The organism is Halosimplex yunnanense (genome assembly GCF_054504345.1).
In genome coordinates this window covers 20851-33189 of record NZ_JBTJEL010000030.1, presented here as the reverse complement: position 1 = coordinate 33189, position 12339 = coordinate 20851, and the positions used below count along the sequence as shown (strand labels likewise).

General features: G+C 68.3%; 11 protein-coding genes. 6 read left to right on the top strand and 5 right to left on the bottom strand.

The features are described 5' to 3' along the window. Positions 1-67: 67 nt before the first annotated feature. Complete coding sequence (locus tag AB2U09_RS04600) at positions 68-2260, bottom strand: ABC transporter ATP-binding protein (RefSeq protein WP_459191516.1); 2193 nt, start codon at positions 2258-2260, stop codon at positions 68-70. A gap of 214 nt (positions 2261-2474) precedes the next feature. Between AB2U09_RS04600 and AB2U09_RS04595 the strand changes: the two genes are divergently transcribed. From AB2U09_RS04595 to AB2U09_RS04580, 4 genes are all read left to right on the top strand, one after another. Then, positions 2475-3569, top strand: a complete 1095-nt coding sequence (locus AB2U09_RS04595) for a Gfo/Idh/MocA family protein (RefSeq protein WP_459191515.1) — start codon at positions 2475-2477, stop codon at positions 3567-3569. Then, a complete protein-coding gene (locus AB2U09_RS04590) occupies positions 3570-4322 on the top strand; it encodes a hydroxypyruvate isomerase family protein (protein ID WP_459191514.1) in 753 nt (250 codons plus the stop codon). Between the two features lie 59 nt (positions 4323-4381). Beyond that, positions 4382-4618, top strand: a complete 237-nt coding sequence (locus AB2U09_RS04585) for a hypothetical protein (protein WP_459191513.1) — start codon at positions 4382-4384, stop codon at positions 4616-4618. 138 nt (positions 4619-4756) lie between these two features. After that, positions 4757-4981, top strand: coding sequence for a hypothetical protein (locus tag AB2U09_RS04580; RefSeq protein WP_459191512.1), 225 nt, complete (start codon positions 4757-4759; stop codon positions 4979-4981). Between the two features lie 131 nt (positions 4982-5112). On the opposite strand, the gene AB2U09_RS04575 is transcribed toward AB2U09_RS04580, so the two are convergent. Further along, positions 5113-7047 (bottom strand): ABC transporter substrate-binding protein, encoded by a 1935-nt coding sequence (locus AB2U09_RS04575; RefSeq protein ID WP_459191511.1) that lies wholly within the window; start codon positions 7045-7047, stop codon positions 5113-5115. A gap of 302 nt (positions 7048-7349) precedes the next feature. Between AB2U09_RS04575 and AB2U09_RS04570 the strand changes: the two genes are divergently transcribed. Together AB2U09_RS04570 and AB2U09_RS04565 are read left to right on the top strand one after the other, a co-directional pair. Continuing rightward, a complete protein-coding gene (locus AB2U09_RS04570; protein WP_459191510.1) occupies positions 7350-8558 on the top strand; it encodes a HEAT repeat domain-containing protein in 1209 nt (402 codons plus the stop codon). Between the two features lie 74 nt (positions 8559-8632). After that, positions 8633-8776: a hypothetical protein gene (locus AB2U09_RS04565; RefSeq protein ID WP_459191509.1), complete on the top strand. Its 144-nt coding sequence runs from the start codon at positions 8633-8635 to the stop codon at positions 8774-8776. A gap of 48 nt (positions 8777-8824) precedes the next feature. Here the strand turns inward: AB2U09_RS04565 and AB2U09_RS04560 are convergent, their stop codons facing one another. From AB2U09_RS04560 to AB2U09_RS04550, 3 genes are read right to left on the bottom strand one after another with little or no spacing between them, the layout of a single operon-like run. Further along, positions 8825-9316, bottom strand: a complete 492-nt coding sequence (locus tag AB2U09_RS04560) for a DUF7519 family protein (RefSeq protein ID WP_459191508.1) — start codon at positions 9314-9316, stop codon at positions 8825-8827. Further along, positions 9313-11316, bottom strand: a complete 2004-nt coding sequence (locus AB2U09_RS04555) for a DUF58 domain-containing protein (RefSeq protein WP_459191507.1) — start codon at positions 11314-11316, stop codon at positions 9313-9315. The genes AB2U09_RS04560 and AB2U09_RS04555 overlap by 4 nt, the downstream gene beginning before the upstream one ends. Continuing rightward, positions 11317-12228, bottom strand: a complete 912-nt coding sequence (locus tag AB2U09_RS04550; RefSeq protein ID WP_459191506.1) for a DUF4129 domain-containing protein — start codon at positions 12226-12228, stop codon at positions 11317-11319. Positions 12229-12339 lie beyond the last annotated feature (111 nt).

Genomic DNA, 12339 nt, shown 5'->3' with positions numbered 1-12339 from the left:
GGGAGCGGGTCGCGACTGCCGGAACTGTTTTTACGATGTCTGTGACGGAACGGCCGTGATTCCGCGGCTACGAGAGCGATTCCGCTCCGGCGTCCGTGCCGGTGCCGCGGTCCTCGGCCTCGTCGAGTATCGGATCGCTGTCCCAGTACTCGTGGTCGGGATCGACGCGGAAGCAGGACACGTCGCTGACGCCGTCCATCCCGGCGTACGCGTCGGGACTCCGTTCGCGGCAGATCTCGCGGGCCTCGGGACAGCGCGTGTGGAACCGACAGCCAGCGGGCGGGTCCGCCGGGTCCGGGATATCGATGCTTCGGACGGGGATCTCCGCCGACTCGTCGCCGGCGTCGAAGTCCGGGGTCGCCCAGATCAACGCTTTCGTGTACGGGTGCTGGGGGTTCTGGATGATCTGCTCCGCCGGCCCGACCTCGACGATCTGCCCGAGGTACATCACGGCGATCCGGCCGTCGGCCTTCTCGGCGAGGTACCGGGCGTTCGAGAGGTCGTGACTGATGAACACGAACGACGTGTCGAAGACGTTCTGGAGCTCGAGGAAGAGATCCATCATCTCGACGCGGAGGCTCACGTCCAGCGCGGAGACGGCCTCGTCGGCGAGTATCAGGTCGGGGTTCATGAACAGCGCCCGGATGAGCGCGACGCGCTGTTTCTCGCCGCCGCTCAGCTGGTGGGGATACCGGTCGGCGTAGTCCTCGGGCGGCGTCATCCCCACGTGTTCGAGCATCGTCAGGATCTGGTTGTTTCGCTCCTGACGAGACATGTGGGGGTGGGTCTTGTGCAGGGGCTTCGACAGCGTCCGCTTGACGCGCTTGTTGGGGTTGAGCGAACTGCCCGGGTCCTGATGGATCATCTGGAGCGCCAGCCGGATCTCCTCGAACGGGATCCTCGCGTCCCCGTTCCCGTCCCGGGCCTCCCAGACGTCCTGTCCCCGATACGACACCGAGCCCTCGGCGGGGCGGTGGATGCCGATGAGCGTCTTGCCGAGCGTCGTCTTGCCGCAGCCGGACTCGCCGACGACCGCGACGACGTCGTTCTCGTAGACGTCGAGGTCGACGCCTTCCACGGCCCGGAGCGTGCTCGTCCCGCCGAGGAGGCTGTGGACGCCCTCGTTCACTTCGAACTCGATAGTCACGTCGTCGAGTTCGACCATCGGGTCGGTCCCGTCCGGCGTGACCGTCTCCTCGGCAGTGTACTCCCTGTCGCGGTAGTCGAAGTCGATGGGGATCTCCCGCGCGGCGTCTTCCCAGTGGTAGCAGGCGACGTCGTGGGTCCCGTCGACGGGTCGCATCTCGGGTTCGTCGTCCCGACACCGGTTCGTCGCGAGGGGACAGCGCGTGTGGAACCGACAGCCCGCCGGGACGTTGATCGGGTCGGGGCTCGACCCCGAGATGGTGTCCATCTCGTCCAGCGGCGCGTCGAGGTTCGGCGTCGATTCGAGCAACAGTCTCGTGTACGGGTGCGAGGCGTTCTCGATGATCTCCCGGGTCGGTCCCACCTCGGCCAGCTGGAAGGCGTACAGCACGGCGATCCGGTCCGAGAGGTTCGAGACCAGCGGGAGGTTGTGGCTGATGAACACCATCGTCAGCCCGTACTCCTCCTGCAGGTCGCGGAGCAGGTTGATGATGGACTGCTGCATCAGCAGATCCAGCGAGGCGGTCGGTTCGTCCATCACGAGGACGTCGGGTTCGAGGACGAGCGAGAGGGCGATGAGCGCGCGCTGTTTCATCCCGCCGGAGAGTTCGTGGGGATACGAGTCGAGGACGCGGTCGGGATCGAGATACAGGTCTTCGAGCAGGCGGTAGGCTCGCCGCATCCCCACGTCGATCGGCGTGTCGTGGGCCTCGACGGTCTCCTCGAAGTGGGCGCGGAGTTTCATCGTCGGGTTCCACGAACTCATCGCGCCCTGGAAGACCATCGACATCTTCTCCCACCGGAACTCCATGAGTTCGTCGTCGGACAGCTCGAGGACCTCGACGGGGTCGCCGCCGTCGGGCGGGTAGTACTCGACGCTCCCGGAGACCTGTCCGGGGTCGACGACGGCGTCGAGCAACGAGTCCGCGAACATGGACTTGCCCGAGCCCGACTCGCCGACGACCCCGAGGATCTCCTCACGTTCGATGTCTATCGTTGCGCCGTCGAGGACGGTGGAGACGCCCCGCTCCATCTCGAATTCGACCGTGACGTCCTCGACCGAGAGGATGTGGTCCCGGGTGGCTCCCGCTCTACCCAGAGTCTCCGTGGACATATGAGCTATCTGCGCTTCCCGATCCCGTAAGTGTTATCCCACCACACGATTGTGGATATATGACACAGCCAGAGCAGGCCGGGTCGGTGAATCCCGGGACCGGCCGGACGATCGGTGGAAGTTCGCGATTCACGTCGTGGCTGCCGGGGCCGTTCCGGCGGAGAGACGTTCCGTGATACGCACTATTAAGGAATTGATGTCTGTATGGACTGACATGCCTTTCGACGTAGCGGTGATCGGTACCGGAGCGGAACCCGACGACCCGGGCGGTGACGGATACGCGATGGCGTATCACCACGCGAACGGGTACGAGAAGCTGGACGAAGTGAACCTGATCGCGTGCGCGGACATCGTCCGCGAGAACGCCGAGGCGTTCGCGGCGGAGTACGACATCGACGAAGGCGGCATCTACGAGGACTACGAGGCGATGCTCGAAGAGATCGAGCCGGACGTCGTCTCGGTCTGCGTCCCGCCGGCGATCCACGCGCCCATCTGCGTCGACTGCATCCGCAGCGGGGCCGTCGAAGCGATCCACTGCGAGAAGCCGATGGCCGACACGTACGGCGGGGCGAAGCTGATGGCCCAGGAGGCCGAGCGCCACGACGTCCAGCTCACCTTCAACCACCAGCGGCGCTTTTCCGACGCCGTCCGGACGGCAAAGGAACTGCTCGACGACGGCGAGATCGGTGATCTACAGCGCGTCGAGTTCTCGGCGGGCGTCGGCATCTTCGACTACGGGAGCCACTCGTTCGACCTCTGTAACTACTTCAACGACGAGACGCCCGCCGAGTGGGTGATGGGCCAGATCGACTACCGCGAGGAGAACGTCCTCTTCGGCTCGCACAACGAGAACCAGGCGATGGTCATGTGGGAGTACGAGAACGGCGTCCACGGCCTCGCGGGCACGGATAGCACCGGCGCGGGCGGTCCGGCCGCGGCCGTCGCCTGTCACAACCGTCTCGTCGGCTCCGACGGCGTCATCGAGGTCGGGCCCGCCGAGGAAGACGCGCCCCCGTTGCGGATCCGCCGCCACAGCGACGCCGAGTGGGAAGCCGTCGAGACCGAGGACGGCCTCCACAGCTGGACGTTCGTCGACCGGGCGATCGCGGAGAACGTCCGCTGTCTCCGAGAGGACGACGAGCCCGAACTCCGCGCGGAGAACGCGCTCAACGCGACGGAGATCATCTTCGCCACGTGGGAGTCCTCCCGCAAGCGCGGTCGCGTCGACCTCCCGCTCGACATCGACGACAACCCGCTGGTCGAGATGGTCGAGTCGGGGGAGCTAACCCCCGAACCGAGGGACGGATAGATGCCGGACGTCTCTGTCTGCGTCGAGATGGTCTTCGACGACGAGCCGTTCCACGAGCGCGTCTCCCGAGCGGCCCGGGCCGGCGCGGACGCAGCAGAGTTCTGGGGGTGGCACGACAAGGACCTCGACGCTATCGAATCGGCCGCCGAAGCGGCCGAGATCCCCATCGCCGCGTTCGGCGCGGGCGGAACCCTCACCGACCCCGAGGAGGCCGAGGACGCGATCGCGACGATCCGCGAGTCGATCGAGACGGCCAGCGAACTCGACTGTTCGACCCTCATCGCGACGACCGGTTCCGATCTGGACCGGCTCGACCGCGCCGCCCAGTACGAGAACATCGTCGACGTGCTGTCGGAGGTAGCCCCCGACGCCGAGGACGCGGGCGTGACGCTCGCGCTGGAACCGCTCAACACTGCGGTCGACCACCCCGGCTACTACCTGACCACGTCCGCGGAGGGGTTCGACATCGTCGACGACGTCGGTTCGCCGAACGTCCAGCTGCTCTACGACGTGTACCACCAGCAGATCACCGAGGGGAACGTCATCCAGACGATCACCGAGAACGTCGACCGGATCGGACACGTCCACATCGCCGACGTACCCGGCCGCCACGAGCCCGGAACGGGGGAACTCAACTACGAGAATATCTTCTCGACCCTCGACGACGCCGGCTACGACGGCTACGTCGGCTGCGAGTTCCGACCGACAGGCGACCCCGAAGCAGCGATGGACGCCGTTCTGGATTGCGCCTAGCGGCCGGTCTGTTCGGTCCGGAGGAAATTTTAAGAGGCGTGCACGAGCAACGGTAACTAATGACATACAAAGAGTACTACCAGACCGATCGGTCGGTCGAGCGGTTGTTCAACGACCACCGGTTCAAGCTCTACTACCTGCTGTTCATCGCTCTGACGCTCGCCTCCGCCGTCGCCGCGGAGCTCGTCGGATTTTCGACCGTCGGCGGAATGCTAGTCTCGTACGTCGTCCTCTTCACCGTCGTCTCGGCCCTGTTCATCTTCGTCCCGGTCCTGGTCCTCTCAAAGCTCGCCTGAGAGGCGCCGGGTTCCGCTGTTCTACCGCTCCTGCTGGTCAACCGCTCCGGTTGTTCGAGCGTACCCATGGGCCCCATCGCTGACTGTCGGGGGGACTGGCGGGGGAAACTATACAGGGTCCTGTCATCAACTCCGCGTATGGAACTCGAGGAGCTAGCCCGGAGAGCGGTCCCGGTCAACGTCATGCTGACGGCGCTGCTGGCGTTTTCCGCGGGCGCCATCGTGTTCACCGACGTGGACATCAGCCCCGCAACCCGCTACATCATGTACTTCTCCGCGGCGTTCCTCGCGGTCAACTTTCTCGTCATCTACGCGGTGTACCGCTACCGGATCCAGCCCGAGCACGACGATTACACCGCGTAACACGGCGTTGCGAGCCATCGAAGTCAGCACCGACTCCGCTGTCTCTCACGTGGGCCTGCCGAACGCCCTACAGCCGACTGAAGCGGAGACCAAACACGGAAAATCCGTCCAGAACAGAGTAGCCGACGTATTCACCGCGTCTTGCCGGTGATCGACGGGATGCCGCGGCGAAGCTGGCGCCAGTTCTCGGTCGCGCCCCACACCGGGTGGTGTTCGTCCGTCGCGGTCGCGACGCCGTTGTCCGCCTTCTCCGGCATGGGCTGGGGCCACTCGAAGTGGCGCGTGTTCACTATGGTCTGGTTCGGGTAGGGGAACAGGATGATGTTCGGCATGTGGTACGCGAAGGTCCAGATGATCTTCGGCAGGACCTCGTTGTTCGCCTCGACCGACTGCGTCGCGAGTTGCTTCCACGCTTCGCCGGCGTTGAACGTCTCCGACGTCTCACCCTCGTAGTCGCCGATCTCCGCGGGGATCTCGTAGTCGATGACGCGCCTGCTGTCGTACCACGCGCCCGGACTAAACCGCGCCTCGACCTCGCCCTCGTACGGGCCGTCGGCGCTGGTCCAGACCTGAGCCGCGCCGAACGAGCCCTCGCTCAGCTCGCTGAACACGACAGACGACTCCGGCGTCGAGTGCTCGACGTCGAACCCGAACGAGTTGAGGTCCTCTTTGATCGTCTCGAACATCGCGCGGTTGCCCGCGTACGACTGGATGGTGAACGAGATCGGCTCGCCGTTGGGCTTCACCCACATGCCGCCCTCCTTCGTGAGTCCGGCCGATTCGAGCCGCTCGGCGGCGACGTCGGTGTTCTGCCCGGCAGTGACCTCCAGTTTATCGACGACGTCGGGGAAGCGCTCGGCGGCCGCCGGCGTTCCGATGAGCGTCTGTTTCTCCCAGGGACTGATCGCGCTGGCCGCGCGGGAGCCGAGCTGGTTCTGGATGATGTCCTGTTCCGACATGACGTGGGCGATCGCCTGCCGGATCTTCCCGGCCCGGGCCGGGACGACGCCGTTGTCGTGGTCGGCTTTGAGCCACGGGTCGACCTTGTCCCCTCCGTAGTTGATGACGAAGGTCCAGCCGAAGCTCGCACCCGGCGCGGAGGAGACCTCCGTGACGTTCTGGGGGGCGTTCGAGATCGCCGACGGGAGCCCGCCCTGTTCGATGTCGATCTTGTCGCTCGCCAGTCCCTGATACCCGGAGTTGCCGCCGCCGCCGAGTCGGACGAGTTCGAAGTTGTCGAAGTTCGCCGCTCCGGCCGACCAGTGGTCCGGGTTGCGCGTGAACTCCGCCTTGTTCTGGTTGACGTTCTCCAGCATCCACGGCCCCGAGAGCAGCGGGTCGTCCGCGAGCGTCTCCGAATACTCTTGGACCTCTGTTCTGATGGAGTTGCGTTCCTCTACCGTGGTGGCGTCTTTGATCGCTTGGAGCTTCCCGGCGTACCAGCCGTCCCGGTACTGGTCGATCTGGATGCGCCAGAGACCGGTCGCCAGGTTGGCGTTCCAGCCGTCGGGATTCAGCTTCCGGACGAGCGTCTTGTCGTTGTCGCCCTCGACCTCCCAGCCGACGACCAGCGGGTTTTCGGCCCGGTTGGCCTGCGGCGTCATCCGGCGGGCGAGTTCCTCGGAGACCTTGAAGTCCTCCGCGGTGACCTCGTCGACGATCTCGGTCCCCCGGTGCCAGTGGACGCCGTCTTTGATCGTGATCCGCTGTTCGTTGTTCTCCTCGTCGATCTCGGAGGGTTGCTCCTCCGAGTGTTTGACCTCGTCCAAGTTCATCCACTGGCCGGTCGTGAGCGACTGACCGCCGAGGCGGGCGTAGATGAGGCGAATCGTCTCGTCGTAGTTCTTCGGACTGAACGGGTTCGTTTCGTGCTCGGTGAGCGGGTCCCCGCTCCGAGCCGCCGCCCACCGCAACGGCGTGTCTACCATCTGCGCGGTCGATCCGCCGTCTGACCCGTCCCCGGCTCCGCCGTCAGATCCACCGTCTGATCCGCTCGTCCCGCCGTCGGAGACGTCGTTCGCTCCGCCGCCACTGCCGTCGTCGCCGTTCTGGGAGCATCCTGCCAAGATAGCGATACCCGAAACCGCTGAGAGTCCCTTTAGCGCCTCTCGTCGCGAATACGGTCCACTTCCAGGGTTGCCATCTGTTGGCATGCATCACACAACTCGTCTACCCCTGATAAATTTTGCCCAGAAGATAATGTACAATCGATTCGGAGGAGCATCGGCTCGGAACGGGACGCAGTGGCGCCGAGACTGCCCACAGCATCACGGCAGTCGGTTGATAAATGGGTCGGCGCGAGGCGATTCCCGCGAGAACACGTGGCCACCCCGTAACGATTTACGTTCGCCCGCGGAGAAGGATTCACATGGCCGAGCAACCGGACGTGATCCGTAAGCGTGCCGATGTCGACCCAGAGGCGATCGCCCGATCGCTCGACGCGTACCCGCAGGAGGCGGACGCTGTCGGCGAAGCGCTCCGTTCTCTCGACGCCGAGCGCCGACACGCCGCTGCGGCCACCGTCGCCGATCGACTCACTGCCGGCGACGTCGCTATCCGGCGGGCTGCGGCCCTCGCGCTCAGCGTGTGTTTCGAGACACACCCGGAATCGGACGCAGCACCGGAACTGGCTCGCGCCCTGGAAGACAGCGACCACGTCGTCCGGAAGCACGCGGGGACGGCGCTCCGGGCAATCGCGCATCAGGATCCCCGAGACGCCGTCGTGGCGGTGCAATTCCTGCCGGCGCTGTTCGACCCCGAGAGCCCCGACCTCCTGCACGCGGGCCTCGATATCGCGTCCGACGTCGCCGAGGTGGATCCCGACGCCGCGGCCCCGTTGCTCGATCCGCTGCTCGATACACTGCGCGGGCTCGCCGACCAAGACGCCCGTCCATCTGAAATCCCGGCGACGGGTGCCGCACCCCCGCCTGCAGTTCGGGAATACCAGCAGCAGTCCGCGACGCAACTCGATCGGCACCGGGCTCAGGCCGTTGCGGTCGTGGAGCGACTGCTGGCGTCGCGACCGGACGCCCTCGCGGCTGTCGATGCCTCACTCTCGGACTTGCTCCGACGCGAAACGCTCGGGGCCACCCGGGCGACGCTGGCGAAGACGCTCGGACAGGTCGCCGAGTCCGAGCCCGAGACGGTCGCGTCGGCTATCGACGATCTCGCTTCCCTCCTCGCCGACGAAGATCCGGTCGTCGCCGCGAGCGCCGCCTGGGCGCTCGGCATGATCGCGGATCCGCACGGGCGACGAGTCGCCGACGCGGTCCAGTCGGATACCGATGCGCTCGCCGCGCTCCTCACCGTGGACCCGCACGGTGCACGCATCGCGAGCGCGACGCTGCTCGCCTACGTCGCCGAACACCGCCCCGACGCGCTTGACCCGGCGACCGATCCGCTCGTCGCAGCGCTCGACGACGAGCACCCCGACGTCCGTGCGAGCGCAGCGCTCGCGCTCGGACACGCTGGACGAACGGACGCGCTCGCGGCCCTACGTGACGCGACCGACGACCCGGACGAACAGGTGCGCGCGACGGCGAGGCAGGCCCTCGACCGCATCGAATCCCGCTCGTGAGCGAGGCGCGGACCACTCGGTCGGCGTCTCGATTCCGGGACGCGCCTTTTACTGGCTCCGTTCCAAATCGCAGTATGAGGTGGCACGCGGCCCTCGTCGCGCTCCTCGCGGACGCGCATTTAGCGGTGCTCGACGGGCGGTCGTACGTTCGCCGCGTCGAGCGGCCGGCGCGGGCGGATCGGGAGTTCAGCGTCGGGAACGAAACGAGCACGGACTGACACCGAAGGTCCCGACCGCGCTCCGATAGCCGGGAACGGAGGACAGCATCATCGGAGCGCCGAGGCCAACAGTGCGGCCGCGACGAGCAGACACAGGAGCGCGAGGAACGGCATCCCGCCGCTTGCCGTCCGATAGACGGCGTATCCGCCGGCGGCGGTGAGGGTTCCGACGAGCGCGCTCGCGCCCAGACGAACGGCTTCCAGTCGAGCCGTGTCGGCGGCGCTGCCGAGCTGGTCGCCGATGGTGATCGCCGTCCCCCCTGAATCCCACGCGACGACGGTCGCGGTGACGCCGATCAGCAACACTTCCACCGGTGCGCCGCCGACGCCCGCGAGGACCGACGCGAGTAGCAGAGCCGTCGCGCCGGCGGTCACGGCTCCGTTGGCGCCGCGGGTCACGCCGACAGCGAGCGCGAGGAATCCGAGGAGCCCGGCCAGTAGGGCGGTCTGATCGTAGACCCCCGGTGCGAGAGCGATCAGCCCGATCGCGACCGCGGCGCTCCCGCTGAGAGCGGCCGGCGAGCGGTCGACTTCCGTCACGGCGACCGCCCCCGTTGGCCCCGCGAGAGCGCGACGGCGAGGGGCTCCTCCCAGCCCCAATTCACGACGGGGATGCCTGAACGCCGCAGGTCGGTGACGCGCAGCTTCCTGACCACGCCGGCCAGCCGGTGCTTGGGTAGCCGGTCGGCGGTCGGGTCCGGGCCGACGACGGTGACCGGGTAGCCGTACGCCTGCAGGTGGCGGGCGACCCGCGGGACGGCGTCGTCGACGAGCGGCGAGACGACGATGATCTGCGCGTCACCCGGCAACCGCCGGCGGAACTGGCGCTCCCAGAGCGCCAGCAGCACTCCGTCGCCGCGGGGCCGCGGCTGGAGCACGGGATGGCGGGCGAACAGATCCCGGGCGCGGGCCCGGTGGTCGGCGCCGGCCCCGGGCGCGAGCCAGCAGTCGCGGTCGCCCAGCGCGGCGACGCCGACCCGGTTGCCCGCGTCGGCGAGGCTGGCGAACAGACTCCCAGCCGCTTCGACGCTCCGGTCGATCGCGTTCGGGCCGTCGATGGAGGGGGCGACGGCCGACGTCGCCGTCCCGTCGACCACGATGACGACCGTCGCCGCCCGCTTCTCGCGGAACTCCAGCGTGGCGAACTCGCCCGTCCGCGCCCGTCGGTTCCAGTCGACCCGGCTCAGCGGGTCGCCGGTGCGGTACTCGCGGGTCGCGTGGAAGGTCACGCCGTCGCCGCCCGTCGGGGCCGCGACGCGCCCGGTGTAGCCCGTCACCTGCCGGCGGAGCGGGACCTCGGCCTCGGTGGGGCGCAGGCGCGGCACGCACGTAATCTGCGTCTCGTCGCGGATCCTCGTCTCCCGCTCGACCGTCCCGGCGAGGTCCCGCGTGAGCGCGAGCAGCGGACCGAACTCGTGAGCGCCGCGGCGGGCCGTCACCGCGTACGAGAGGGTCGCCGCTTCGCCGGGCCGGAGCGACGTTCCCGCGCGCGGCGAGCCGTCGTCGACGGCCAGCGGTTCGGGGACGCCGTCGATCAGACGGACGTCCGGCAGCGTCTCCTCGCCTTCGTTTCGGACCGTGACCGTCACGCGGACCTCGTCGCCGGGGTCGGGCTGCGCATCGGACACCTCGCGCTCGATCGACAGCGACGGGTCCGGTCCCGGTCCGGAACGTGCAAACGCGCCGTATCCGAGCCCGACGACGCCGCAGAGCAGCACTGCTGGCGTGCTCGTCAGCGCGCCCGCGCCGAGACAGACGAGCGCGACGGCGCTTACGCCGAGCCAGTGACCGGTCTCACGTTCGGTCGTTGCGTCCGGGTCCTCGCCTTCAACTCGACTCCCGTCGTCTCTCCTCCCCCCGTCTGCCCGACTACCGACTCGCCGTCCGGTCGGAATCGTATCCGAGACGGTTCGCGGTCGGTCGCTCCCGTCGCTACGGTCGGCGTCGTCCGCGTCGGGAGACGGTGACGAGGACGGTGACGACGGCAATCTCGCCACCGCGGCGATGGCGTCGACCGCGTGTTCGAAGCCGCGGTCGAACACCGAGCGGCCGCGAAGTCGCCGCCGGAGTCGGTCGCGGAGCGAGGCCGCGGGAGCAGTCCCGTCACCGAGATACGCCGCGGCGTACGGATCGTCGGTCCACGTTCCCGCCTCGATCCGCCTGCGGGCCTCCTCCCGGTCGCAGCCGCCGTAGGCCGCCAGCGCAGCGACGGCGACGGCTTCGAGGCCGTCTCGGGTTCGCGTCCGGACACCCGAGGCCGCGCTCCCGGCGACCGACCGAAGCACCTCGTCCACATCGTCTCCAGGTGCCGGCGATCCGCCGGCCAGTTCCGGATCCGGCGTCACCACCCACTCGAGGTCGCCGCGCCAGCGCGTCCGGGCGATCCGGACCGCCTGGACGAGCGCGACGACACCGAACGCCGCGACGAGGGCGTCGACCGCGCCGAAGCCGCCGAGCCCCGGCGCGACCGACAGGGCGAGTCCGAGTGCGAGCACCCCTTCGCCGGCGACGAGGAGCATGCGCCGTCGCAGGTCGCCCATCTACTCGGCACCTCCCGACGTCGCGTGGTCGCCCTCGATCCGGCGGAGCAGCGCCGCGCTCCGGCGTTCGTCCGCGTCGGTCGGCGCCCGGTCGCCGTAGCGGACAGCCTCGAACAGCGTCGTCAGTTCCCGGACGTCCTCGGGGGCCAATCCGGCGTCGACGGCCACGTCGGCGAACTCGCCGGGCGTCGTCGTCTCGGGGTCGGTCACCTCGACCCGGTCGGTCATCTCGCGCCACGCGCGGTAGATCTCGTTGTCCACGGCTTCCGCGGAATCGGCGGACTCGATGCGGTCGGCCGCCCGGCCGGCCGCCTGCGCGATGACCTCGGCGTCGGTCGGGTCCTCGCCGGGTTCCTCCGGGTCGGGGTCGGCCGACTCCGACCGGAGGCTGGTCGCGACGAACGCGCCGGCGAGCAGTCCGAACCCCGCGAGCAGCAGGACGAGGAGCAGCGGCGGGAGCGGCGTCGTCGAGCCGGTGTCGCCGCCGCCCCCGCCCGAAGTCGGTGGGGCGAGGACCTCGACCACGGACTGCGATCCGGCGAACAGCCCCGGGGGCAGTAGCGTCAGGAAGACGATCGACCCGACGAGCAGGACGGCCAGCGCCGCGACGAACCGGAGCGTGTCCCGCCAGTTGCGGATCGCGTACCAGGTCACGACCGCGAGCGTCACGGCGAGCATCGCCAGTACGATCTCGCGGAAGTAGGGGACCCCGACGAACACGGCGCCGCCGGATCCGAGCTCGCCGATAGCGTCGCCCAGTCCGGGGGGGCCGCTCCCCTCACTGCCCCCACCGCCGCTCGATCTACCGTTCCCGCTGGGCGACACTGACGACGAGAGCGTCGCTGCGGAGAGTGCCACCGCGAGCGTACCGGTAGCTGCGACTGCGATCCGCTGTGCTGTCTCACCGTCCACGGCCCCGCATACGGAAGTCTCTGTTAAGGATGTTCGGGCCGTCGGACCCGTCCGCGCCGGCCCGGACGCGCTGTACCGACGGTAGTGTTTTGCCCTACCGGGCGCAATCGA